A 23290-nucleotide genomic window follows, 5' to 3' on the forward strand; every position below is an offset into this window, starting at 1 on the left:
GCGAGGCGGCCAGGCCGGCGGACGGGGTCAACAAAAACCGGCGCAGCCGGTTTTTCCTTACCCGCCGCAAACGCAATAGGAGCAGCTTGTGTCAACCGTACCCGCAATCCTTGTCTTGGCCGATGGCACCGTGTTCAAGGGCAGTGCTATCGGGGCCGCCGGACATACGGTGGGCGAGGTGGTGTTCAATACCGCCATCACCGGCTATCAGGAGATTTTGACCGACCCCTCCTATACCAAACAGATCGTCACCCTGACTTATCCCCATATCGGCAACGTCGGCGCGAATTCGGAAGACACCGAATCTCGCGCCGTTTTTGCATCCGGCCTGATCATTCGCGATCTGCCGCTGCTGCATAGCAACTTCCGCGCCGAAAACTCCTTGTCCGGCTATCTGAAGCAGCACAATGTCGTCGCCATCGCCGACATCGACACCCGCCGGCTGACCCGCATCCTGCGCGAGAAGGGCGCCCAGGCCGGCTGCATCATGGCCGGGGACATCGACGAGCCGCGCGCGCTGGAGCTGGCGCGCGGCTTCGGTTCCATGGCCGGCCAGGATCTGGCCCAGGTGGTCAGCTGCGACAAGCCTTACGCCTGGACCGAGCGCGAGTGGAAGCTGGGCGCCGGCTATCAGGTGCAGGCGTCCACCCGTTTCCACGTGGTCGCCTACGACTTCGGCGTCAAGCACAACATTCTGCGCATGCTGGCCGAGCGCGGCTGCCAGCTGACCGTGGTGCCGGCCAAGACCCCGGCCGCCGACGTGCTGGCGCTGAATCCGCACGGCGTGTTCCTGTCCAACGGCCCCGGCGATCCGGAACCGTGCGATTACGCGATCTCCGCCATCCGCGACATCCTGGACGCCAAGCTGCCGGTGTTCGGCATCTGCCTCGGCCACCAACTGCTGGGTCTGGCCAGCGGCGGCAAGACTTCCAAGATGAAGTTCGGCCACCACGGCGCCAACCACCCGGTGCAGGATCTGGACAGCGGCCGGGTGATGATCACCAGCCAGAACCACGGCTTCCAGGTGGACGAAACCAGCTTGCCGGCCAATGTGCGCGTCACCCACCGCTCTTTGTTCGACGGCACGGTGCAGGGCATCGCGCTGACCGACCGTCCGGCCTTCTCCTTCCAGGGCCACCCGGAAGCCAGCCCGGGGCCGGAGGACGTCGCCTATCTGTTCGACCGCTTCATCGCCTCGATGGCGGAACGCGTCTAAGCCGGGGAGCGGGAACATGCTGGGGATTACCGATCTCACCACCTATCTGCTGGGCGCCGTGCTCATCGTGCTGCTGCCGGGGCCGAACTCCATGTACGTGCTGTCGGTGGCGGCGCAGCGCGGCACCCGCGCCGGCTTCGCCGGCGCCGGCGGCATCATCATCGGCGACTTCATCCTGATGACGCTGGCGGCCACCGGCGCGGCCGGCCTGCTGAAGGCCAACCCGGCGCTGTTCGCCGTGGTCAAGTACCTGGGCGGCGGCTATCTGGCCTGGCTGGGCTTCAATATGCTGCGCGGCGCGCTGACGGCCTGGCGCCGCGCCGCCCGCGGCGAGGCGGCCGAGGCCAAGTCGGTGCTGGTGGGAGAGGAAAACCCCTTCGTCAAGGCCTTGCTGATCAGCTTGATGAATCCGAAGGCCATCCTGTTTTTCGTGTCCTTCTTCGTTCAGTTCGTCGATCCCGCCTACCCGCATCCGGCGCTGACCTTCGTCGCGCTGGGCTTGATCGTGGAAGTGTGCAGCACGCTGTACCTGACCGCGCTGATCGTCGCCGGCCACCGGCTGGCCCAGGCCTTCCGCCGCCGCCGCAGGCTGAGCGCGGCGTTGGGCGGCTCGGTGGGCGCGCTGTTCGTCGGCTTCGGCGCCAAGCTGGCCGCGGCCAGCCTGTAAGACAGAGATTTAACATTCGCCGCCAAGCCGCCGGGCGTCCCAGGCGCCCGGGCCTGGCGGCAAACAAAATGCAATCATAAAGAGTAGAACCATGCCAAAGCGTAGCGACCTCAAAAGCATTCTGATCATCGGAGCCGGCCCCATCGTCATCGGCCAGGCCTGCGAATTCGACTACTCCGGCGCGCAAGCGTGCAAGGCCCTGCGCGAAGAGGGCTACAAAGTCATCCTGGTGAACTCCAACCCGGCCACCATCATGACCGACCCGGACATGGCCGATGTCACCTACATCGAGCCCATCACCTGGAAAGTGGTGGAAAAAATCATCGCCAAGGAGCGTCCGGACGCCATACTGCCGACCATGGGCGGTCAGACCGCGCTCAACTGCGCGCTGGACCTGGCCAAGAACGGGGTGCTGGAAAAATACAAGGTGGAGCTGATCGGCGCCACCGAGGATGCCATCGACAAGGCCGAAGACCGCGGCCGCTTCAAGGAAGCGATGGCCAAGATCGGCCTGTCCTGCCCGCTGTCCTTCGTTTGCCACACCATGGAAGCGTCGCTGGAAGCGCAGGCCAAGGTGGGTTTCCCGACGCTGATCCGCCCGTCCTTCACCATGGGCGGCTCCGGCGGCGGCATCGCCTATAACCGCGAAGAATTCCTGGCCATCTGCGAGCGCGGTTTCGAAGCCTCGCCCACCCATGAGCTGCTGATCGAACAATCGGTGCTGGGCTGGAAAGAGTACGAGATGGAGGTGGTGCGCGACAAGAACGACAACTGCATCATCATCTGCTCGATCGAAAACTTCGATCCGATGGGCGTGCACACCGGCGACTCCATCACCGTGGCGCCGGCGCAGACGCTGACCGACAAGGAATACCAGATCATGCGCAACGCCAGCCTGGCGGTGCTGCGCGAGATCGGCGTGGACACCGGCGGCTCCAATGTGCAGTTCGCCACCAATCCGGCCACCGGCGAGATGATCGTCATCGAAATGAACCCGCGCGTGTCGCGTTCCTCGGCGCTGGCGTCCAAGGCCACCGGTTTCCCGATCGCCAAGATCGCCGCCAAGCTGGCGGTGGGCTTCACCCTGGACGAACTGAAGAACGATATCACCGGCGGCGCCACCCCGGCTTCGTTCGAGCCGTCCATCGACTACGTGGTTACCAAGATCCCGCGTTTCGCCTTTGAAAAATTCCCGCAGGCCGACGACCGCCTGACCACCCAGATGAAGTCGGTGGGCGAGGTGATGGCGATGGGCCGCACCTTGCAGGAATCGATGCAGAAAGCGCTGCGCGGCCTGGAAACCGGCCTGTCCGGCTTCGATCCGGTCACCAGCGACGAAGCGGCGATCCGCCACGAACTGGGCACGCCGGGACCGGAGCGCATTCTCTACGTGGCCGACGCCTTCCGCATCGGCATGAGCCGCGACGACATCCACGCGGTCAGCAAGATAGACCCCTGGTTCCTGGCCCAGATCGAAGACCTGATCGGCGAAGAGCAAGCGCTGGCCGGCCGCAAGATCGAAGAACTGGACTACGCCGAGCTGCGCCGCCTCAAGCGCAAGGGCTTCTCCGACCGCCGGCTGGGCGAGCTGTTGGGTTCGGACCAGGCCGCGGTGCGCGCCAAGCGCTGGAGCCTGGGCCTGCATCCGGTGTACAAGCGCGTGGACACCTGCGCCGCCGAATTCGCCACCAACACCGCCTATATGTACTCCAGCTATGAAGAGGAGTGCGAATCCAATCCGTCCGACCGCAAAAAGGTGATGGTGCTGGGCGGCGGGCCCAACCGCATCGGCCAGGGCATCGAGTTCGACTACTGCTGCGTGCACGCGGCGCTGGCGCTGCGCGAATCCGGTTTCGAGACCATCATGGTCAACTGCAACCCGGAAACCGTGTCCACCGACTACGACACCTCGGACCGCCTGTACTTCGAGCCGCTGACGCTGGAAGACGTGCTGGAAATCTGCCGCATCGAAAAACCGTTCGGCGTCATCGTCCAGTACGGCGGCCAGACCCCGCTGAAACTGGCGCGCGCGCTGGAGGCCAACGGCGTGCCCATCATCGGCACCACGCCGGACATGATAGACGCCGCCGAGGACCGCGAGCGCTTCCAGAAGCTGCTGAACGAGCTGGGCCTGAAGCAGCCGCCCAACCGCACCGCGCGCGCGCCGGCCGAAGCGATGAAGCTGGCCGAGGAAATCGGCTACCCGCTGGTGGTGCGCCCGTCCTACGTGCTGGGCGGCCGCGCGATGGAAATCGTCCACGAGCCGGCCGATCTGGAGCGCTATATGCGCGAGGCGGTGAAGGTGTCCAACGACAGCCCGGTGCTGCTGGACCGCTTCCTCAACGACGCGATCGAAGTCGACGTCGACTGCGTGTCCGACGGCGAGAACGTGGTGATCGGCGGCATCATGCAGCACGTGGAGCAGGCCGGCGTCCACTCCGGCGACTCCGCCTGCTCGCTGCCGCCGTACAGCCTGTTCCCGGCGGTGCAGGACGAAATCCGCCGTCAGACCGTGGCCATGGCCCGCGCGCTGAACGTGGTCGGCCTGATGAACGTGCAGTTCGCCATCCAGGGCGACACCATCTACGTGCTGGAGGTGAATCCGCGCGCCAGCCGCACCGTGCCCTTCGTCTCCAAGGTGACTTCCGCGCCGCTGGCCAAGATCGCCGCGCGCGCGATGGCCGGCATCGGCCTCAACGAGCAAGGCTTCACCAAGGAAGTGATCCCGCCGTTCTACGCGGTGAAGGAGGCGGTGTTCCCCTTCATCAAATTCCCCGGCGTGGACACCATCCTGGGGCCGGAAATGAAGTCCACCGGCGAGGTGATGGGCGTGGGCAAGACCTTTGCCGAAGCCTACGTCAAGGGCCAGCTCGGCGCCGGCGACCGCCTGCCCAAGACCGGCAAGGTCTTCCTGTCGGTGCGCGATGGCGACAAGAACGGCGCGGTGGAAGTGGCGCGCGAACTGCAGCGGCTGGGCTTCGGCGTCTGCGCGACGCGCGGCACCGCCAAGCATCTGTCGGCGGCCGGCATCGTGGTGCAGGTGGTCAACAAGGTCAATGAAGGCCGCCCGCACATCGTCGACATGATCAAGAACTCGGAAATCGATCTGCTGATCAACACCGTCGACGAAAAACGCCAGGCTATTCAGGACAGCCACTCCATCCGCCGTTCGGCCCTGCAGGCGCGGATTCCGCAATACACCACCCTGGCCGGCGCCAAGGCGGTGTGCGTGGGCATGGCCCACGCCGAGGAGTTCGACGTCTACAGCGTGCAGGAACTGCACAGCCAGATTCAGGGCTGAGTCCTGACGCGGGGGCTTGGAAGCGGGAGGGGTTTGCCGTTACAATCCCTCCCATAACCCGCTACTTCAAGCCGCCGTCCAGTACGGCGGCTTGTGCTTTTGATGAAGGCGGATGCCGCCTCTGGAGAGAATTCTGAAATGATCAAAGTCCCGTTGACCGTGCGCGGTGCCGAGCTGCTGAAAGAAGAGCTGCAACGCCTCAAGAGCGTGGAACGTCCGGCCGTGATCGAGGCGATTGCCGAGGCTCGTTCGCATGGCGACCTGTCCGAGAACGCCGAATACGACGCCGCCAAGGAGCGTCAGGGCTTTGTCGAAGGCCGCATCGCCGAACTGGAAGGCAAGATTTCCAACGCGCTGATCGTGAACCCGGCCGAGCTGGACGCCGACGGCCGCGTGGTGTTCGGCGCCACCGTAGAGCTGATGGACCTGGAGAGCGAGGAAAACGTCACCTACCAGATCGTCGGCGACGACGAGGCCGACATCAAGGTGTGCAAGGTGTCGGTGAACTCCCCGATCGCGCGCGCGCTGATCGGCAAGGAAGCCGGCGACGTGGCCGAAGTGGTGGCCCCGGGCGGCATCCGCGAATACGAAGTGCTCGACGTCAAATACATCTGAGCTCCGTCTGCGGGCGGGCCGGACGGCCCGCGCGCGGCGCGGCGCGGGAGAGGGGCTGAGACATGGATGGATTGCGTTCCATCGCCAAGACGTTCTGGATTGGCGGCTTGTGGGTGATAGGCATCATCGTGGCGCCGGTGCTGTTCGCCATGCTGGACCGGGTCACCGCCGGCATGGTGGCCGGCAAGCTGTTCGCCAGCATCGCCTGGGTGGGGCTGGTGTGCGGGGTGATCCTGCTGGTCGACCACATCCGCCGCAACGGCGCTTCCGGGGTCAAGGAAAGCGGCTTCTGGCTGGTGATGGGCATGCTGGCCTGCACGCTGATCAATCATTTCGCCGTCACCCCCATCATCGCCAACCTCAAGGCGCAGATGAACCATGCGGCCGAAGGCCTGTTCGGCGGCGGCTTCGCCACCTGGCACGCGATTTCCAGCCTGATCTATCTGGTGCAGAGCCTGATGGGCCTGGTCTACGTCTGGCGCAACGACTAAGAACCCGTTTGCGATCTGCTGCGCGTCGGCGGGATGGATAGAAGAGGGCGTTGAAAACATCTTCGAAATGCCGATGTGCCGTATCCACATTCCGCTTTCTCGGTCGCAACGCCTGGCCCCGCTCTCGCTGGCGAGACTTCGAGCAGGCTTCAGGACGCCGCTCCCTGTCTGGAGCGGACAAAACAAAAGCGGTGGCATGCCACCGCTTTTCTATCAAGCGCGATCGCCGCGAACGGCGTTCAGCCCTTCAGCGCCTGCTTGTTCTTGGGCAGAACGATGCGCTCTTTATCGCTGGGGCGCCACAGCACCAGCAGCTTGCCGATGTGCTGGACCGGGGCGGCGCCCAGGTCTTCGCAGATCTGCTCGAACATGGCGACGCGCGCTTCGCGGTCGTCGCCCAGCACGCGGACCTTGATCAGTTCGTGAGCGTCCAGATTGATGGCGATTTCGCGGATCACCGCGTCGGTCAGGCCGTTGTTGCCTATCATCACCACCGGGTTGAGGTCGTGCGCCAGTCCCTGCAGATGCTTGCGCTGGAACGGCTTGAGTTCAATTTTCATGGGAAATACGGATTTACAAAGCAAAAGCCGATTCTACTCGAGTTGAGCGCTTTCCCAAAGTCCGGACCTAAAATAAATGAAAAACAACAGGATAGCGCGGCTGGCCTGTTGCCCACCTATTAAGAGCGGAACGCAATGGCTAGAAGCAAAAGCAGCAACAGCTGGCTGCAGGAACACGTCAACGACCCCTACGTCAACCAGGCGCAGAAAGACGGCTACCGCGCGCGGGCCGCTTACAAGCTGCTGGAGATCAACGACAAGGACAAGCTGATCCGCCCCGGCACGGTGCTGGCCGATCTGGGTTCCACCCCCGGCAGCTGGTCGCAGGTGGCGGCGCGCCTCGTCGGCGACAGCGGCAAGGTGTTCGCGCTCGACATCCTGGACATGGACCCGGTGCCCGGCGTCGACTTCATTCAGGGCGACTTCCGCGAGGAGGAAGTGCTGGCGCAATTCGTGCAATTGCTCGGCGGCCGCGAATTGGACCTTGTAATTTCCGATATGGCGCCCAATATGTCAGGCATGAGCGCCATCGACCAGGCCAGAAGTTTTCTGCTGTGCGAGCTGGCGCTGGAATTTGCGCGAGATCATTTGAAACCTGGCGGTCATTTTCTCGTCAAAGTGTTCCAGGGCAGCGATTTCCAAGTCTATCTCAAGTCCATGCGCGAGCTGTTCGACGAGGTAGTCACCCGCAAGCCGAAAGCGTCGCGCGACCGCTCCAGCGAAATTTATCTGCTGGGCAAAGGCCGACGCTGACATAAAGTGGCTCGCGGCGTACAATCAAAGCAAATATCTAGACAAGCAACCAAAAAGTCAGGGCACAGAGGAGTCCGCTACTCGTGAACAATATCGGCAAAAACATCGCGATATGGGTCATCATCGGTTTGGTACTGATGACGGTATTCAATCAGTTCAACAAGCGTCAGGATACCCAGAATCAGCTTGAGTATTCGCAGTTCATCAGCGATGTCGAGTCCGGCAAGGTCCAGTCCCTGACCATAGAAGGCCACCCGCTGCGCGGGCAATGGCTGAAAGGCAAGCTGACCGACGGCTCCGCGTTCAGCACCTATGCGCCCTACGACCCGCAACTGGTCGACGACCTGATCAAGAACAACGTCCGCTTCTCCGCCAAGCCGGAAGAAGAGCCGTCCATGCTGATGAATATTTTCATCAGCTGGTTCCCCATGCTGTTGCTGATCGGCGTCTGGGTGTTCTTCATGCGCCAGATGCAGGGCGGCGGCAAGGGCGGCGCGTTCTCCTTCGGCAAGAGCAAGGCCAGGATGCTGGACCAGGACGCCAACACCGTCACCTTCGCCGACGTCGCCGGTTGCGACGAGGCCAAGGAAGAGGTGAAGGAGATCGTCGATTACCTGCGCGATCCGTCCCGCTACCAGAGCCTGGGTGGCCGCATTCCGCGCGGCATTCTGCTGGCCGGCTCGCCCGGTACCGGCAAGACCTTGCTGGCCAAGGCCATCGCCGGCGAAGCCAAGGTGCCGTTCTTCAGCATCTCCGGTTCCGACTTCGTTGAAATGTTCGTCGGCGTGGGCGCGGCCCGCGTGCGCGACATGTTCGAGCAGGCCAAGAAGAACTCGCCGTGCATCATCTTCATCGACGAGATCGACGCGGTTGGCCGTCAGCGCGGCGCAGGTCTCGGCGGCGGCAACGACGAGCGCGAACAGACGCTGAACCAGTTGCTGGTGGAAATGGACGGCTTCGACACCAATTCCACCGTGATCGTGATCGCCGCGACCAACCGTCCGGACGTGCTGGACCCGGCGCTGCAGCGTCCCGGTCGTTTCGACCGCCAGGTGGTGGTGCCGCTGCCGGACATCCGCGGCCGCGAACAGATCCTGGGCGTGCACATGCGCAAGGTGCCGATCGCCGCCGACGTCAACGCCGAAGTGATCGCGCGCGGCACGCCGGGCTTCTCCGGCGCCGACCTCGCCAACCTGATCAACGAAGCCGCGCTGTTCGCCGCTCGCCGCAACAAGCGTCTGGTGGACATGGAGGACCTGGAGTCCGCCAAGGACAAGATCATGATGGGCGCCGAGCGCCGCAGCATGGTGATGACCGACGAAGAGAAGCGCAACACCGCTTACCACGAGTCTGGCCACGCCGTCGTCGCCAAGCTGCTGCCCAAGGCCGACCCGGTGCACAAGGTCACCATCATCCCGCGCGGCCGCGCGCTGGGCGTGACCATGCAACTGCCGGAGCAGGACCGCTTCGCCTACGACCGCGGCTATCTGCTGGACCGCATCGCCATCCTGTTCGGCGGCCGCATCGCGGAAGAGCTGTTCATGAACCAGATGACCACCGGCGCTTCCAACGACTTCGAGCGCGCCACTCAAATGGCGCGCGACATGGTGACCCGCTACGGCATGAGCGACAAGCTGGGCCCGATGGTGTACGGCGAGAACGAGGGCGAAGTTTTCCTTGGCCGTTCCATCACCACCCACAAGAATTTGTCCGAAGCGACCATGCAGCAGGTGGACGCTGAAATCCGCCGCATCATCGACGAGCAGTACGCGCTGGCGCGCCGCCTGCTGGAAGAGAACCGCGACAAGGTGGAGGCGATGACCGCCGCGCTGCTGGAATGGGAAACCATAGACGCCGATCAGATCAACGACCTGATGGACGGCAAGCCGCCGCGTCCGCCCAAGCCGGGCGCCGGTTTCGCGGCCAAGCCGCAGGAAGACAAGCCGACGCCGCCGGCCGCCGAGCCGACCGCCGATCCGGCCCAGGAAGTCTGAGTCTCTCAGTCATCAAGCCGGGCAAGCCTTAAGGGGCTTGCCCGGCTTTTTTGCGACAATCCCTCCCCCTCCATGAGCGTAGTCAGATCATGAAATCCTCTTTGCAATGCGGGCGCTTCACGCTCGATCTGTCCCGTCCCCTGGTGATGGGCATTCTGAACGTCACCCCTGACTCCTTCTCCGACGGCGGCCGTTTCAACGGTCTGGAGCAGGCGCTGCGCCACGCCGAGCAAATGCTGGCCGACGGCGCGGCCATTCTCGACATCGGCGGCGAATCGACGCGCCCCAACGCGCCCCACGTCAGCCCGGAACAGGAGATGGAACGGGTGCTGCCGGTGCTGGAGGGTCTGCGCGAGCTCGGCGCGCCGCTGTCGCTGGACACCCGCCGCGCGGCGGTGATGCGCGAGGCGCTGGCGCTGGGCGCGGTAGACCTGGTCAACGACGTGTCGGCGCTGGAAGACGCGGGCGCGCTGGAACTGGTGGCGGCCGCCGACGCCGCGGTCTGCCTGATGCACAAGCAGGGCAATCCGGACACCATGCAGGACAAGCCGGCCTACGCGGACGTGGTGGCCGAAGTGGCCGACTATCTGGCGCGCCGCGTCCGGCTGTGCCTGGACGCCGGCATCGCCCGCGAGCGGCTGCTGGTCGACCCCGGTTTCGGCTTCGGCAAGACGCTGGAACACAATCTGGCGCTGCTGCGCGGCTTGCCCGAGATAGAACGCGCCGCCGGCGCGCCGCTGCTGGTGGGCCTGAGCCGCAAATCCATGCTGGGCGCGATCACCGGCGAAGCGGTGCCGGCGGAGCGGCTGGGCGCCAGCGTGGCCGCGGCGCTGGAGTCGGCGCGGCGCGGCGCGCGCATCATCCGCGTGCACGACGTCAAGGCCACGCACCAGGCGCTGCAAGTGCTGGAAAGTTTGAACTGAGGGCGGCGTCTGGCGCACAATAGCCGGCGTAACGATTACAGCGGTTGGCCGGGAGCCGGCCGGATTCGAGAGAAAAACATGAGCCGTAAATACTTTGGCACCGATGGCGTGCGCGGCGAGGTCGGCCAATTCCCGATCACGCCGGAATTCGTGATGAAACTGGGCTATGCCGCCGGCCGCGTGCTGGTCGACCACGACAAGGCCCACCGTCCCACGGTCTTGATCGGCAAGGACACCCGGATTTCCGGCTATATGCTGGAAGCGGCGCTGCAGGCCGGCTTTTCCGCCGCCGGCGTCAACGTGCTGCTGACAGGCCCGTTGCCGACGCCGGGCATCGCCTATCTGACCCGCGCGCTGCGGCTGGAGGCCGGGGTGATGATCTCCGCCTCGCACAACCCGTTCCAGGATAACGGCATCAAGTTCTTCGCCGAAGGCGGCAAGAAGCTGGACGACGCCATCGAACTGGAAATCGAGGCGATGCTGGAGCAGCCGATGGCGACCAATCCTTCCGAGGAACTGGGCCGGGTGCGCCGCATCGAAGGCGCGGTGGAGCGCTACATCGAATTCTGCAAGAGCAGCTTCCCCAACGACCGCGACCTCAAGGGCCTGAAACTGGTGGTGGATTGCGCCCACGGCGCCACCTATCACGTGGCGCCCAAGGTGTTCCACGAACTGGGCGCCGAGGTGGTGACCATAGGCGGCGAGCCGGACGGCTACAACATCAACGAGAAGGTGGGCGCCACCTATCCCAAGACCTTGCAGGTGGCGGTGCTGGAACATCACGCCGATTACGGCATCGCGCTGGACGGCGACGGCGACCGCCTGATCATGGTGGACCGCGACGGCACCGTGTACGACGGCGATCAGCTGATCTACGTGATCGCCAAGGCGCGGGCGGCCAAGGGCGAGCTCAAGGGCGGCGTGGTCGGCACGGTGATGACCAATCTGGCGATGGAGCTGGCGCTGAACAAGCAGGGCGTGGCCTTCGGCCGCGCCAAGGTGGGCGACCGCTATGTGCTGGAAATGCTGCACGGCAAGGGCTGGCAAGTGGGCGGCGAAGCTTCCGGCCACATCCTGTGCCTGGATTGCCATTCCACCGGCGACGGCATCATCTCCAGCCTGCAAGTGCTGGCCAGCCTGACCGACCTGGGCATGAGCCTGGCCGACGCCTGCGGCGACTGGCAGCCGTATCCCCAGACCTTGATCAACGTCCGCCACAACGGCTGCGACTGGAAAGGCGCTTCCGCCGAGTCGCTGGCCGCCGCCGAGCAAGCGCTGCAAGGCCGCGGCCGGGTGGTGCTGCGTCCGTCCGGCACCGAGCCGGTGGTGCGGGTGATGGTGGAGGCCGACGACAAGGCGCTGGCCGATCAATGGGCGCAGTCCATCGCGGCGGCGATCCAGAGCGTCGCCTGATCGCGACAGCCGCTTAGCGCCGGCATCGGCATGAAAACGCCAGACATTGCTTGTCTGGCGTTTTTTTATTGCCTGAATTTGGAAAGAAACGGCGCTTACTGTTTTCAGATGAAACATACAGATAGTGACTTTGCGTGCAACTGTATCTAATGACATCTTTTTGTCATTGCGCTCTGGTTAGAATCAGCGCTCCTTACGCTCGTGATGAATCCAGACAATGAAGACAGCAAAAGCATTCAAAACGCTGAGCCCCATCGCCATGGCAGTGGCGTTGGCGATTCCGGCCCTGGCCCAGGCCGCTTGCGGCGCGGCCGGCGCCACCTTGATCCATGATGTGCAGGGCCGCGCCGTCGGCAGCCCGCTGCAGGGCAAGACCGTTACCGTGGAGGGGGTGGTCAGCGGCGCCTTCACCGGCGCCGGCCAGCTGCGCGGCTTCTACCTGCAGGAAGAGGCGCGGGACCAGGACGCCGATCCGGCCACCTCGGAAGGCGTGTTCGTTTTCCTCGGCAACCTGGCCGCGCCGGCGCTCAAGGCCGGCGACGTGGTGCGCGTCACCGGCAAGGTGTCCGAATACAGCCGCAAGGGCGACGCCGCCAGCGAAACCCAGATCACGCCGGCCAACTTGGCCGCGGTGGAGCAGTGCGCTTACAGCGAGCCGCTGACTTACGCCAGCCTGCGCCTGCCGCTGCAGTCCAGCGCTCAGCTGGAGGCGCTGGCCGGCATGGCGGTGCGTCTGGAAGGCCCGGTCCACGTCGTCGCCAATTACGACTACGGCCGCTACGGCGAGTTGACCCTGTCCAGCCGGCCGCGCTTGTGGACCGCCACCCAGCGCTTCCTGCCCGGCAGCGCCGAAGCCAAGGCGCTGAGCGAGGCCAATCAGCTGGACAAGCTGACCCTGGACGACGGCCTGCAGATCCAGAACGCCGACGCCTGGCTGCCGGCGCCCGGCGGCCTGTCCGCCAGCCGCACCCTGCGCAGCGGCGACCGCCTGGACGGCGTGACCGGCGTGGTCAGCTACGCTTTCGGCAAATACCGGCTGCAGCCGCTGGCCGCGCCGCGCGTAGTGGCCGGCAATCCGCGCCCAGGCGCGCCCAAGCGCCAGCCGGAGAGCGTGCGCTTCGCCAGTTTCAATGTGCTCAACTTCTTCAACGGCGACGGCCAGGGCAAGGGCTTCCCGACGCCGCGCGGCGCCAAGACCCCGCAGGATTTCGAGCGCCAGCGCGCCAAGATCGTGGCGGCGATCCGCCAGCTGGACGCCGATGTGGTGGGCTTGATGGAAATCGAGAACGATGGTTTCGATCGCTACTCGGCGATCCAGGATCTGGTCAACGCCTTGAACCAGGGCCAGCCGCAGCCCAAGCAATACCAGTTCGCCAATCCCGGTCTGCCGCAGGTGGGCAGCGACGCGATCACCACCGGTCTGATCTATCGTCCGGCCACGGTGACGGCGCAAGGCAAGGCCGAGGTGAGGACGATAGGCAATCCGCAGAAAAACCGGCCGGCGCTGCTGCAGACCTTCGTGCTGGACGCCAAGAGCAAGACCCGGGTAACCGTGGCGGTCAACCATCTGAAGTCCAAGGGCAGTAGCTGCGCCGAGCAGGTGGTGGACGGCCAGGCCGATGTGGACAAGGGCGACGGCCAGGGCAATTGCAATCTGACCCGAGTGCAGGCGGTGCGCGATCTGATGGCCTGGTACGCCACTCGTCCGCAGCCCGGCCTCAACGACGGCATGTTGTTGCTGGGCGATATGAACTCCTACGCCAAGGAGGATCCTATCCGCGCTTTTGAAAGCGCCGGCTTCAACAATCTGCTGGCGCGCTGGAGCCGCGACGCCTACTCCTATGTGTTCAACGGCGAATCCGGCAATCTGGACCACGCCTTGGCGGACAAGCCGCTGAGCGCCATGGTGCTGGCCGCCGGCGAGTGGCACATCAACGCCGACGAACCGACGGCGCTGGAATACAGCAGCGAGTTCAAGAGCGCGGAGCAGCAGCAGAAATACTACGCGGCGGACGCCTACCGCTCCTCGGACCACGATCCTCTGTATGTAGACGTGGCGCGCCGCGGCAACGCGGTGGCGGCGGCGGACGAGGGCGGGCTGGCTTTGTTGCTGGGCTTGGGGGCGCTAGGGGCGACGGCGCTGTGGCGCCGCAAGCGCTGAAGCCCAAGGCAGGCGCTTGGCCGTGGGGGCTGGCGCTGGCCGTGCTGCTGCCGCTGGCCGCGCCCTGGGGGGCGGCGGCGCTGGCGTGGCGCTTCGAGCCGTGGAACGTCGCGGAGTGGTGGCGGATGGCGAGCGGAGGCTGGGTGCACGCCGACGCGCGCCACGCCTGCCTCAACAGCGCGGCGTTGGCGACGCTGGCCTGGCTGGGGCGCGACCGGGCGTCCTTGCTGTTGATGCTGGCCTTGGCGGCGCCGCCGCTGATCGCCGCGACGCAATGGCTGTGGCCGGCGCCGCAGGCCTTCGTCGGCGCGTCCGGTCTCGTTTATTGCTGGTGGGCGGCGTTGGCCCTGACGCAGCCGGGCTGGCGCGGTCTGTGGCTGGCCGCCTTGCTGGGCCGGCTGGCCTGGCAGAGTCTGTTCCCGGGAAACTGGAGCGGCGGCGAGCCGGTATTGGCGTCGGCGCACTGGAGCGGCGCCGCCTTGGGCTTGCTGGCCGGCGGCGGCTGGCTGCGTTGGGTTCAGTCGCGGACGATGCGCGGCACTCGCGGCGCCAGCGCGCACATCAGTTCGTAGCCCAGGGTGCCGGCGCCGGCGGCGACGCGTTCTATCGGCACTTGCGGACCCCATAGCTCCACCTGGCTGCCGACGCCGGCCTGGGGCAGGGCGCTCAGGTCCACCGCCAACATGTCCATCGACACCCGGCCGACGGTGCCGGTCAACTGACCGTCCACTGCGACCGGGGTGCCGTTGTCGGCGATGCGCGGATAGCCGTCGGCGTAGCCGCAGGCGACGATGCCGACGCGCATTTCGCGTTCCGCCACCAGGCGGCGGCCGTAGCCGACGGCGTCGCCGGCCGGCACCCGCTGCACCGCGATGACGCGGCTGCTCAGCGTCATCGCCGCCCGCAGGCCCAGGCCGGCGGCGTCGACGTCGGCGAAGGGCGAACAGCCGTAGAGCACGATGCCGGGGCGCACGACGGCGCCGTGGGTGTGCGGGTGGCGGAACAGCGCGGCGGAGTTGGCGGCGCTGACAGGCAGCGCGCTGGGCGCGATCAAGGGTTGGAAGCGCCCCCATTGCTCGGCGACGCCGTAGTCGTCGTCGGCGGTGGCGAAATGGGTCATCAGCGCGTCGACGCGCGCGCCGGGCTGCGCGCGCAATTGCGCCAGCGCGGCGGGAGCCTCCGCCGGGGTGAAGCCCAGCCGGTTCATGCCGCTGTTGACCTTGAGCCAAACGGAAACCGGCTGTTTGGCGGAACCTTTGGCCAGCCAGCTTATCTGTTGTTGGGAATGCACCGCGCCGCCCAGCCGGTAATGCGCCATCGCCGCGGCCTCTTCGGCGTCGAAAGCGCCTTCCAGCAGAACGATGTCCTGCTGGACGCCGGCTTCGCGCAAGCGGACGGCGTCCTCGATATTGAGCAGGGCGAAGCCGTCGGCGACATCGGCCAAGGCCTGGACCGCGTCCAGCAGACCATGGCCGTAGGCATTGGCCTTGAGCACGGCGTAAGCCTTGGATTGCGGGGCCTGGGCGCGGGAAAGCAGGTAGTTGTGGCGGATGGCGGCGCGGTGGATTTCCACCTGGATAGGGCGAGTCATGTCAAGAAAGTCTGCGTTGGAGGTGTGCTATTATAAGCCCCTGGTGATGTACCCCGATAACGCAGCCGCGCCAGGATCGTCCTGAACGGAGACATGGCGGCAAGCGGAACAAAATGGACACTCTGCAAATACTTCTCGATTTTTTCACTGGCTACGGCTACATCGCCGTATTCACCGTGTTGCTGGTATGTGGTTTCGGCGTGCCGATTCCCGAGGACATCACCTTGGTGGCTGGAGGCATCATTTCCGGCCTCGGCTACACCAATGTGCATTGGATGTTTTTCGTCGGCATGGCCGGGGTGCTGGCCGGCGACGGCATCATGTTCACCGCCGGGCGAGTGTTCGGCAGCAGGGTGCTGAAATTCCGGCCGATCGCGCGCATCCTGACCCAGGAGCGTTTCGAGGCGGTGCAGGAGAAGTTCGAAAAATACGGCAATTGGGTGTTGTTCGTCGCCCGTTTCCTGCCGGGGCTGCGCTCCCCCATCTTCATCACCGCCGGCATGACCCGCCGCATTTCCTACTGGCGTTTCCTTGTGATGGACGGCTTCGCCGCGCTGATCTCGGTGCCGGTATGGGTGTATCTGGGCTATTACGGCGCCGCCAACCGCGAGTGGCTGATGACCATGGTGCACCGCGGCCAGGCCGGCATTCTGGCGGTGGTGGCGGCCTTGCTGCTGGGCGTGGCCTTTGTCTGGATGCGCCGTCGTCGCCAGCACCAGTGCGTGAAGAAGTAAGCCGGCATCGTCCAATAAAAAAAGCTTCCCTTGGGAAGCTTTTTTTACGCCCTTGTGCCGTCGGGTTTCAACCCACCTGCAGCAGCTCCACTTCGAACACCAGGGTGGCGTTGGGCGGAATCACGCCGCCGGCGCCGCGCGCGCCGTAGCCCAGCTCGGCCGGGATGGTCAGTTTGCGCTTGCCGCCCACTTTCATGCCGGCCACGCCCTGGTCCCAGCCCTTGATCACATAGCCGGCGCCCAGCGGAAAGCTGAACGGCTGGAAGCGGTCCTTGCTGGAATCGAACTTGGTGCCGTCGGTCAGCCAGCCGGTGTAGTGAACGGTGACTTCCTGGCCGCTGACGGCTTCGGCGCCGTCGCCGATCGCCAGTTCTTCGATAATCAGTTCGCTCATGAGATGTCCTTTCGCGCAAGCGCGGAATGAGGCCTGGCCCGGCGGCGCGAAACGCCGTGTTCGCCAGGGGCCGTGGCAATCGCGGGATTATAGCAGCCGGACGGTCAGCTTGTGTTTTACTGCGCGTGGCGTATAACGGTAAGGATGCGAGGGCTGCCTTGCATCGTATCCTTGAGGGGGACTTGTCATGGACGCGACTCACGATATCCCGCGCGACCGCCCGGTTGCGCGCAGGGTGGAAACCTCCCGGCCGTTGCAATGGCTGAAAAAAGGCTTCCGCGACTTTCAAAAAGCCCCGGCCGACTGCCTGTTTTACGGCGCGGTTTTCGTGTTGATGGGGTATTTGCTGACCTTGTACTCCGAGCACTCTCCTGAACTGATCATCACCTTCGCCACCATCTTTCTGCTGGCCGGCCCTTTCCTGGCGATAGGCCTGTACGACATCGCCAAGCAGATGGAGGCTTTCGACGGCCATGGCCGGGTGAAGCTGGCGCACAGCATGGCGGCCTGGCGCGTGAATCTGCCGGCCTTCACCTTGTACGCGGCCTTGCTGGCGGTGCTGGTGTTCGGCTGGTTCCGGGTGTCCCTGCTGATGTTCGCGCTGTTCTACGACACCGCCGCCTTGCCGTCCTTGAACGACATCGTGGTCAACGCCTTCAATCCCGACAATATCGCCTTCCTGGTGGCCTACTTCGCGGTGGGCTTTGTGTTCGCTCAGGTGGTGTTCTCGGTCAGCGTGGTTTCCATCCCCTTGATGCTGGACAAGGAGGTGGACACCGTCACGGCGATGATCGCCAGCGTGCAGGCGGTGCTGAAGAATCTGCTGACGATGGGCATATGGGCGGCTATCATTGTGGCGCTGAGCGCGGTGGGCTTTGTGACTTATTTCCTGGGCCTGATCATCATCATGCCGGTTCTGGCGCTGGCCAGTTGGCATGCGTACCGCGATTTGATCACTTTCGAGAGATGACTGAATAGCCGATGACCCACTCCGTCGTGTTTCTTGACCGGGACAGCTTGCCTGTCCCGGTTCCGCTTCTGCCGTTCCCGTCCGAGTATCACGAGTTTCCCTCCACCAGCGTCGAAGACGCGGCGATGAACTGCTCGGGGGCGGACATCGTCATCACCAACAAGGTGCCGTTGCGGCGGGAAACCCTGGAACAGCTGCCGGGCTTGAAACTGGTGGCGATCGCCGCCACCGGCTACAACCATGTCGACCTGGACGCCTGTCGCGAGCTGGGCATCGCGGTCTGCAACATCCGCCATTACGGCGACGACACGGTGGCGGAGCACGCGCTGACCCTGATGCTGGCGTTGGCCAAGAACCTGCCGGCCTATCAGCGCGACGTCGCCGCCGGAGTGTGGCAGCAATCGCGCCAGTTCTGTCATTTCGGCGCGCCTATCCGCGATCTGCGCGGCGCGACCCTGGGCATTGTCGGCGCGGGCGGCATCGGCCTGCGCCTGGCGGAGATGGCCGGCGCGCTTGGCATGCAGGTGCTGTTCGTCGAGCGCAAGGGCGCCAAGGACGTGCGCTCCGGGCATGTGGCTTTTGCCGAAGCCTTGGCGCAATGCGATGTGATCTCGCTGCATTGTCCGCTGACCGAGGACACCCGGGATTTGATCGCCCAGCCGGAATTGATCGTGATGAAGCCCGGCGCCTTGCTGATCAACACCGCGCGCGGCGGTCTGGTCAACGAAGAGGATCTGGTGGCCGCGCTCAAATACGGGCAACTGGGCGGCGCAGGTTTCGACGTGCTGAGCGAGGAGCCTCCGGTTCACGGCAATCCCTTGTTGAAAACCCGCTTGCCCAATCTGATCGTCACCCCTCATGTGGGCTGGGCCAGCCGCCAGGCGATGGAGCGTCTGGCCGCGCAGCTGGTGGACAATATCGCGGCTTTTGTCGCCGGCACCGAGCGCAACCGTTTGTTGTGAGGTGAACGGGATTCAGGATCAAGCCGGCCTTGGCCGGCTTTTTTGACGGCATATTTTAAATAAAACATTCATATAAATGATTTGATATTTTATTTATTGTTAACTGTTAAAAAACTATTTGCATTTTGTTTATTGTGGGAATAGCATGAGGAGGCTCTTCTGGCTCTGCCAGTACGAGCTGCCCCGCTTGATCGCCGTGGAGGGTTTCCCCCACGGCTCTTTTTTTGCCTGCCGCCGCCAATGCAAAACGCCCGGCGGAGCCGGGCGTTGGGCGAGGGCGACGAGGCGCGGCCTCAGTCCGGGATGTCCTTGGGGTTGATCCTGGGCTGCTCTTCCGCTCCCATGCCCAGCTTGCCGCGAATACAGCCGATGTAGCGGTTTACGTCCGGTCCGCCGCCATGGCGCTGAGCGTGCCAGATCATTTCGCCGAGACAGTCCATCATCACATGTTGCGCCTGATGCTCGCTGCCGTGGCGCAGCGCCAGCTGCGCGTACAGCGAGCGGATGCCGAAGGGCTGGTCGATGGAGCGTTGTTCCTCAATCGCCACATGCAGGCCCAGGTGCAGGAAGGGATTGCTCTGGCCCATTTCCGGAGTCCACTCCTGTTCCATATACTGTTCCGGCTTATCCAGAATGGCGTGATACTCCGGGTGGTCTATAAGAATGGGGAGCACCATTTTTTCCAGGTCGGACAAGTCCGCTCCGGATTTGGATTTCTGCCAGGTGTCGAAGAAGAAGCGCCGGGCGTCCTGCCGGCTGGGATTGAACAACATCGGATAGTGCCTGAGTGGATTCTCGGGAGCGCTCATTATACGAGACGGAGGTGGCCATGACCACGCTTTACGACTTCTCCGCCGCGCGCATAGACGGCAGCGAACAGCCGCTGTCGGCGTACGCCGGCCAGGTGGCGCTGGTGGTGAATACCGCCAGCGAGTGCGGCTACACCCGGCAGTACGCCGGCTTGCAGGATCTGCAGCGTCATCTAGGCGGCCGCGGATTGGTGGTGCTGGGCTTCCCCTGCAATCAGTTCGGCGGCCAGGAGCCGGGCGGCGAGGCCGAGATCGAGCGTTTTTGCCGCACGCGTTTCGAGGTGGATTTCCCTCTGTTCGCCAAGGTGGAGGTCAATGGGCCGAACGCTCACCCGCTGTGGCGCTGGCTGACCCAGGCCGACTCCACGCATCCGCACCCGGTGAAGTGGAACTTCACCAAATTCCTGATCGACGCCAAGGGCAGGGTGGTCAAACGTTACGAGCCGGCGGTGGAGCCGCACGAATTGTTGGAGGATTTGGAGGCTTTGCTGCCTAAAGGCGGCTAGACCCGCCGCTGGCGGCGGGTCCGGGAGGACATCAGCTCCGGCGGAAAATCACATCCCACACGCCGTGGCCCAGCTTGATGCCGCGGGCTTCGAACTTGGTCAGCGGGCGGTAGTCCGGGCGCGGCGCGTAGCCGTCGGCGGTGTTGACCAACTGAGGCTGGCCGCTGAACACGTCCATGATCTGCAAGGCGTAGTCTTCCCAGTCGGTGGCTGCGTGCAGATAGCCGCCCGGCTTGAGTTTGGAGACTAGTTTCTCCACCAGCGGCGCCTGGATCAGGCGGCGCTTGTTATGACGTTTCTTGTGCCAGGGGTCGGGGAAGAAGATGTGCACGCCGTCCAGGCTGCCGTCGGCCAGCATGTGGTCCAGCACTTCCACTGCATCGTGGCGGATGATGCGCAGATTGCTCAATTCCTTTTCCGCGATCAGCTTGCACAGATTGCCGACGCCGGGGGAATGCACTTCCACGCCAAGGTAGTCCTGGGCCGGATTGGCGGCGGCGATTTCGGCGGTGGCGCCGCCCATGCCGAAGCCGATCTCCAGGATCTTGGGCGCGGCGCGGCCGAAGGCCTGCTCCAGATCGATGCGCTCGGGGCGGTATTCGATGCCCCAGCGCGGCATGCCTTCGTCCATCGCGCGTTGCTGGCCGGGAGACAGATGGCCTTGGCGCAGCACGAAGCTGCGGATGGCGCGTTGAAATGCCGGATTTTCCATAGAGAAGCCTGCTGAAAACTCAAAAAAACCGCGATGTTACCGAATCTTGGCCGCCGAGGCGAGCGCGGCGGCGATGCGTTCCGGCGCCAGGGCCAGCGCCGTCAGGTAGCCGGCGGTGTCGGGCCAGAGCAGTTCCGGCAGCAATTCCCGGCGCAAACGCCGGTTGCTGAGCCGTCTGGACTCCATCATATAAGACCATAGACCAGCGGAGACCCGGGCGCGGACTTCCTCGCGCGGCAGCAGCGGCGGCAAGGTTTGGCCAAGCGCGGCGGCGAGCCCGCGATACCATTCGCTGATCGGCAGCGGCTGATCGTCGCTGACGTTGTATACGCGCGGGCCGCCGCGGCATTGGCGCAAGGCGGCCGCGCAGGCAGCGGCGAGGTCGTCGGCGTGGATGTGATTACTCCAGCTGTCCTCTTCCGGGCGGATCAGCGGCGTTTGCGAGGCGAAGCGGCTCAGCGGCAGGCGGTCGTCGGCGTAGATGCCCGGCGCGCGCAGCACCGTCAGCTGGCTGCCGTGGGCGACGGCGAAACCGCGCAATTGGCTTTCCGCGTCCAGCCGCCGCCAGGCGCGGTCGTTGTGCGGGCGGGGGCGGGCGCCTTCGTCCAGCAAAGCGCCGTCGGCGTTGCCGTACACGCCGCTGGTGCTGATATAGACTAGGCGCTGTGGTATCCTGCAACCTTTTGCCAACGCAGACAACAACTTGCGCATGCGCAAGTCCTTGCGGCCGGTTTCCTGGGGGGGAGCGGTCAGCAGCAGATCGTCGGCCAGGCCGGCCAGGCGGCGCAAAGTGGCGGGGTCGTCCAAGTCGCCGCGAATGGGCGTGACGCCCTGGCGGCGCAGCGCTTCGGCGCTTGCGCTGGAACGGCACAGCGCCAGCACCCGCCAGCGGCGGGTCAGTTCCGGCAGGGCGCGGCGCGCGACATCGCCGGCGCCGATGATCATCAAGGTTCGCATGATGCGCATTTTAGCCAGATATTGAGTAGAGGAAACAGATGACAGCGCAGGTGAAAGTGCTCCCTAGCGGGCATACATTTGGCGTCGAGCCGCATGAAACCGTATTGGAAGCGGCATTGCGCCAGGGCGTGGGCCTGCCCTACGGCTGCCGCGACGGCGCTTGCGGCGCCTGCAAAGGCAAGGTAGTGGAAGGCGAAGTGAGCCAGGACGGCTTCCAGGAAAAAGCCTTGACCGAGGCCGAGCGCGCCCAAGGCATGGCGCTGTTCTGTTGCGCCCGCCCTCAGGGCGACATCACCATCGAGGCGCGCGAAGTGGCCGGCGCCGGCGACATCCAGATCAAGACCCTGCCGTGCCGCGTCGAAAAAATCGAAAAAATCCACGACGTGGCGGTGCTCAAGCTCAAGCTGCCGGTTTCCGAGCGTTTGCAGTTCAAGGCCGGTCAATACATAGACATCCTGATGAAGGATGGCAAGAAGCGCAGCTTCTCCATCGCCAACGCGCCGCATGACGACGCCTTCCTGGAACTGCACATCCGCCATCAGCCCGGCGGCTCGTTCTCCGACTATGTGTTCAGCCAGATGAAGGAGCGCGAGATCATGCGCTTCAAGGGGCCGCTGGGTTCCTTCTTCCTGCGCGAGGATTCGGACAAGCCCATCCTTTTCGTGGCCAGCGGCACCGGTTTCGCGCCGGTCAAGGGCATCATCGAGCATGCGATCCATAGCGGCATCCAGCGCGAGATGGTGTTTTACTGGGGCGCGCGCACCAAGGCCGACCTCTATATGGCGGAGCTGGCCGGCGCCTGGCAAGCGCAGAACCCCAATATCACCTTCATCCCGGTGCTGTCCGACGCGCTGCCCACCGACGAATGGGCGGGCCGCACCGGCTTCGTCCACCAGGCGGTGCTGGAGGATTTCGACAACCTGTCCGGCTATCAGGTTTACGCCTGCGGCGCGCCGTTGATGGTGGAGGCCGCGCATGGCAGCTTCACCCGCGAGCGCGGCTTGCCGGAGGACGAGTTCTTCTCCGACGCCTTCTTCCTGTCCAAGGACATGGGCGGCAGCAAGTGAGGATGCCGGCCAGGCATCCATGACGTGAGCCAGTTTTTGCAGCGAAACTGATTCGAACTGTATCGCCGTATGAACAACTGTAATGATATAAGTTTCTGATTTTTAGGAAATGAGCCCTTGGCGCGAGCCAGGGGCTTTTTATTTGTCTTGCATCAAACTTGGAGGTCATGCCGTTTGATTTGGGTCAATGGGCGGGCGGCCCAACTGGCTAAGATGAGGGTCAAGAAACCTATATGGGGCGTGGCCCCGGAAAAGGAGTGGCGATGGAACTTCTGACTCTGCTTCTCTCCGACGATGTCGGCATTTTAAGCCTGGTGACCATTGTGGTGACCACCTTGGTGGTGCTGGGCGCTCTGGTGGCGATTTTCAAGAACGTGAAAAAACCGGAGTGAGCGCCTGAGCAAACAGGATACGTTTATCCTCTTGATGTGTGTGTTGGTGGATGCGGTGGTGGGCCGCATCCACTTTTTTTTGCGTGTTGCGCGTTGGCGCCG

At 64.3% G+C, this 23290-nt stretch carries 23 protein-coding genes; 17 read left to right on the forward strand and 6 right to left on the reverse strand.

Features of this window, described 5'->3' with window-relative positions; translation table 11 throughout:
- Positions 1–88: 88 nt before the first annotated feature.
- The 5 genes from carA (at position 89) to VK98_RS11780 (ending at position 6290) form a co-directional block, all read left to right on the forward strand.
- A complete protein-coding gene (carA, locus tag VK98_RS11760) occupies positions 89–1216 on the forward strand; it encodes a glutamine-hydrolyzing carbamoyl-phosphate synthase small subunit (RefSeq protein WP_048414207.1) in 1128 nt (375 codons plus the stop codon).
- Positions 1217–1232: 16 nt separating this feature from the next.
- Positions 1233–1883 (forward strand): leucine efflux protein LeuE, encoded by a 651-nt coding sequence (gene leuE, locus VK98_RS11765; protein WP_048414208.1) that lies wholly within the window; start codon positions 1233–1235, stop codon positions 1881–1883.
- Between the two features lie 91 nt (positions 1884–1974).
- A complete protein-coding gene (gene carB / locus VK98_RS11770) occupies positions 1975–5184 on the forward strand; it encodes a carbamoyl-phosphate synthase large subunit (RefSeq protein ID WP_048414209.1) in 3210 nt (1069 codons plus the stop codon).
- A 138-nt stretch (positions 5185–5322) separates the two neighbouring features.
- Complete coding sequence (gene greA / locus VK98_RS11775) at positions 5323–5799, forward strand: transcription elongation factor GreA (protein ID WP_048414210.1); 477 nt, start codon at positions 5323–5325, stop codon at positions 5797–5799.
- A gap of 62 nt (positions 5800–5861) precedes the next feature.
- A complete protein-coding gene (locus tag VK98_RS11780; RefSeq protein WP_048414211.1) occupies positions 5862–6290 on the forward strand; it encodes a DUF4149 domain-containing protein in 429 nt (142 codons plus the stop codon).
- Between the two features lie 239 nt (positions 6291–6529).
- On the opposite strand, the gene yhbY is transcribed toward VK98_RS11780, so the two are convergent.
- A complete protein-coding gene (yhbY, locus tag VK98_RS11785; protein ID WP_369700245.1) occupies positions 6530–6844 on the reverse strand; it encodes a ribosome assembly RNA-binding protein YhbY in 315 nt (104 codons plus the stop codon).
- 141 nt (positions 6845–6985) lie between these two features.
- On the opposite strand from yhbY, the gene rlmE reads away from it, so the two are divergent.
- The 6 genes from rlmE (at position 6986) to VK98_RS11815 (ending at position 14666) form a co-directional block, all read left to right on the forward strand.
- Positions 6986–7603, forward strand: a complete 618-nt coding sequence (gene rlmE, locus VK98_RS11790) for a 23S rRNA (uridine(2552)-2'-O)-methyltransferase RlmE (protein WP_048414213.1) — start codon at positions 6986–6988, stop codon at positions 7601–7603.
- Positions 7604–7686: 83 nt separating this feature from the next.
- On the forward strand, positions 7687–9597 hold the full coding sequence (gene ftsH, locus VK98_RS11795; protein ID WP_048414214.1) for an ATP-dependent zinc metalloprotease FtsH: 1911 nt from the start codon (positions 7687–7689) through the stop codon (positions 9595–9597).
- 89 nt (positions 9598–9686) lie between these two features.
- Positions 9687–10520: a dihydropteroate synthase gene (gene folP / locus VK98_RS11800; RefSeq protein WP_048414215.1), complete on the forward strand. Its 834-nt coding sequence runs from the start codon at positions 9687–9689 to the stop codon at positions 10518–10520.
- 78 nt (positions 10521–10598) lie between these two features.
- Entirely contained in the window at positions 10599–11933 is a 1335-nt protein-coding gene (gene glmM, locus VK98_RS11805) for a phosphoglucosamine mutase (protein WP_048414216.1), read from the forward strand.
- Positions 11934–12150: 217 nt separating this feature from the next.
- Positions 12151–14094, forward strand: a complete 1944-nt coding sequence (locus tag VK98_RS11810; protein WP_156187836.1) for an ExeM/NucH family extracellular endonuclease — start codon at positions 12151–12153, stop codon at positions 14092–14094.
- Entirely contained in the window at positions 14076–14666 is a 591-nt protein-coding gene (locus VK98_RS11815; RefSeq protein ID WP_048414217.1) for a rhomboid family intramembrane serine protease, read from the forward strand. The genes VK98_RS11810 and VK98_RS11815 overlap by 19 nt, the downstream gene beginning before the upstream one ends.
- Here VK98_RS11815 and alr read toward each other — a convergent pair.
- Positions 14612–15685, reverse strand: coding sequence for an alanine racemase (alr, locus tag VK98_RS11820; RefSeq protein WP_048414218.1), 1074 nt, complete (start codon positions 15683–15685; stop codon positions 14612–14614). The genes VK98_RS11815 and alr overlap by 55 nt on opposite strands.
- 113 nt (positions 15686–15798) lie before the next feature.
- On the opposite strand from alr, the gene VK98_RS11825 reads away from it, so the two are divergent.
- Positions 15799–16419 (forward strand): DedA family protein, encoded by a 621-nt coding sequence (locus VK98_RS11825; protein ID WP_048414219.1) that lies wholly within the window; start codon positions 15799–15801, stop codon positions 16417–16419.
- A gap of 67 nt (positions 16420–16486) precedes the next feature.
- Here the strand turns inward: VK98_RS11825 and VK98_RS11830 are convergent, their stop codons facing one another.
- Positions 16487–16813, reverse strand: coding sequence for an FKBP-type peptidyl-prolyl cis-trans isomerase (locus VK98_RS11830; protein WP_019101992.1), 327 nt, complete (start codon positions 16811–16813; stop codon positions 16487–16489).
- A 187-nt stretch (positions 16814–17000) separates the two neighbouring features.
- Here VK98_RS11830 and VK98_RS11835 point away from each other — a divergent pair, with 187 nt between their 5' ends.
- Together VK98_RS11835 and VK98_RS11840 are read left to right on the forward strand one after the other, a co-directional pair.
- The gene (locus VK98_RS11835) at positions 17001–17783 is read left to right on the forward strand and encodes a DUF2189 domain-containing protein (RefSeq protein ID WP_048414220.1); all 783 of its coding nucleotides are present in this window, start codon (positions 17001–17003) and stop codon (positions 17781–17783) included.
- 11 nt (positions 17784–17794) lie between these two features.
- Complete coding sequence (locus VK98_RS11840; protein WP_048414221.1) at positions 17795–18745, forward strand: D-2-hydroxyacid dehydrogenase; 951 nt, start codon at positions 17795–17797, stop codon at positions 18743–18745.
- Between the two features lie 293 nt (positions 18746–19038).
- Here the strand turns inward: VK98_RS11840 and VK98_RS11845 are convergent, their stop codons facing one another.
- Positions 19039–19518, reverse strand: a complete 480-nt coding sequence (locus VK98_RS11845) for a DUF1841 family protein (protein WP_048414222.1) — start codon at positions 19516–19518, stop codon at positions 19039–19041.
- A 56-nt stretch (positions 19519–19574) separates the two neighbouring features.
- Here VK98_RS11845 and VK98_RS11850 point away from each other — a divergent pair, with 56 nt between their 5' ends.
- Positions 19575–20060: a glutathione peroxidase gene (locus VK98_RS11850; protein WP_048414223.1), complete on the forward strand. Its 486-nt coding sequence runs from the start codon at positions 19575–19577 to the stop codon at positions 20058–20060.
- Positions 20061–20091: 31 nt separating this feature from the next.
- Here the strand turns inward: VK98_RS11850 and trmB are convergent, their stop codons facing one another.
- Positions 20092–20772, reverse strand: a complete 681-nt coding sequence (trmB, locus tag VK98_RS11855) for a tRNA (guanosine(46)-N7)-methyltransferase TrmB (RefSeq protein WP_048414224.1) — start codon at positions 20770–20772, stop codon at positions 20092–20094.
- Between the two features lie 36 nt (positions 20773–20808).
- Positions 20809–21729: an NAD(P)H-binding protein gene (locus tag VK98_RS11860; protein ID WP_048414352.1), complete on the reverse strand. Its 921-nt coding sequence runs from the start codon at positions 21727–21729 to the stop codon at positions 20809–20811.
- Between the two features lie 38 nt (positions 21730–21767).
- Between VK98_RS11860 and VK98_RS11865 the strand changes: the two genes are divergently transcribed.
- Both VK98_RS11865 and VK98_RS23340 read left to right on the forward strand, forming a co-directional pair.
- The gene (locus tag VK98_RS11865) at positions 21768–22796 is read left to right on the forward strand and encodes a CDP-6-deoxy-delta-3,4-glucoseen reductase (protein ID WP_048414225.1); all 1029 of its coding nucleotides are present in this window, start codon (positions 21768–21770) and stop codon (positions 22794–22796) included.
- Positions 22797–23059: 263 nt separating this feature from the next.
- Complete coding sequence (locus tag VK98_RS23340; protein WP_019103856.1) at positions 23060–23188, forward strand: DUF3149 domain-containing protein; 129 nt, start codon at positions 23060–23062, stop codon at positions 23186–23188.
- Positions 23189–23290: the final 102 nt, after the last annotated feature.

Origin of the sequence: Chromobacterium sp. LK11 (genome assembly GCF_001043705.1) — a bacterium.
Taxonomy (GTDB): domain Bacteria; phylum Pseudomonadota; class Gammaproteobacteria; order Burkholderiales; family Chromobacteriaceae; genus Chromobacterium; species Chromobacterium alkanivorans.

Excerpts from the sequence above, each read along its gene's own strand:
- VK98_RS11860 (WP_048414352.1), bottom strand. The coding sequence starts at position 21,729 with ATGCGAACCTTGATGATCATCGGCGCCGGCGATGTCGCGCGCCGCGCC.
- carB (WP_048414209.1), top strand. The coding sequence starts at position 1,975 with ATGCCAAAGCGTAGCGACCTCAAAAGCATTCTGATCATCGGAGCCGGC.
- rlmE (WP_048414213.1), top strand. The coding sequence starts at position 6,986 with ATGGCTAGAAGCAAAAGCAGCAACAGCTGGCTGCAGGAACACGTCAAC.
- glmM (WP_048414216.1), top strand. The coding sequence starts at position 10,599 with ATGAGCCGTAAATACTTTGGCACCGATGGCGTGCGCGGCGAGGTCGGC.
- VK98_RS11835 (WP_048414220.1), top strand. The coding sequence starts at position 17,001 with ATGGACGCGACTCACGATATCCCGCGCGACCGCCCGGTTGCGCGCAGG.
- leuE (WP_048414208.1), top strand. The coding sequence starts at position 1,233 with ATGCTGGGGATTACCGATCTCACCACCTATCTGCTGGGCGCCGTGCTC.
- VK98_RS11810 (WP_156187836.1), top strand. The coding sequence starts at position 12,151 with ATGAAGACAGCAAAAGCATTCAAAACGCTGAGCCCCATCGCCATGGCA.
- folP (WP_048414215.1), top strand. The coding sequence starts at position 9,687 with ATGAAATCCTCTTTGCAATGCGGGCGCTTCACGCTCGATCTGTCCCGT.
- VK98_RS11830 (WP_019101992.1), bottom strand. The coding sequence starts at position 16,813 with ATGAGCGAACTGATTATCGAAGAACTGGCGATCGGCGACGGCGCCGAA.
- trmB (WP_048414224.1), bottom strand. The coding sequence starts at position 20,772 with ATGGAAAATCCGGCATTTCAACGCGCCATCCGCAGCTTCGTGCTGCGC.
- VK98_RS11780 (WP_048414211.1), top strand. The coding sequence starts at position 5,862 with ATGGATGGATTGCGTTCCATCGCCAAGACGTTCTGGATTGGCGGCTTG.
- alr (WP_048414218.1), bottom strand. The coding sequence starts at position 15,685 with ATGACTCGCCCTATCCAGGTGGAAATCCACCGCGCCGCCATCCGCCAC.
- VK98_RS11850 (WP_048414223.1), top strand. The coding sequence starts at position 19,575 with ATGACCACGCTTTACGACTTCTCCGCCGCGCGCATAGACGGCAGCGAA.
- VK98_RS11865 (WP_048414225.1), top strand. The coding sequence starts at position 21,768 with ATGACAGCGCAGGTGAAAGTGCTCCCTAGCGGGCATACATTTGGCGTC.
- VK98_RS11840 (WP_048414221.1), top strand. The coding sequence starts at position 17,795 with ATGACCCACTCCGTCGTGTTTCTTGACCGGGACAGCTTGCCTGTCCCG.
- VK98_RS23340 (WP_019103856.1), top strand. The coding sequence starts at position 23,060 with ATGGAACTTCTGACTCTGCTTCTCTCCGACGATGTCGGCATTTTAAGC.
- greA (WP_048414210.1), top strand. The coding sequence starts at position 5,323 with ATGATCAAAGTCCCGTTGACCGTGCGCGGTGCCGAGCTGCTGAAAGAA.
- VK98_RS11845 (WP_048414222.1), bottom strand. The coding sequence starts at position 19,518 with ATGTTGTTCAATCCCAGCCGGCAGGACGCCCGGCGCTTCTTCTTCGAC.
- VK98_RS11825 (WP_048414219.1), top strand. The coding sequence starts at position 15,799 with ATGGACACTCTGCAAATACTTCTCGATTTTTTCACTGGCTACGGCTAC.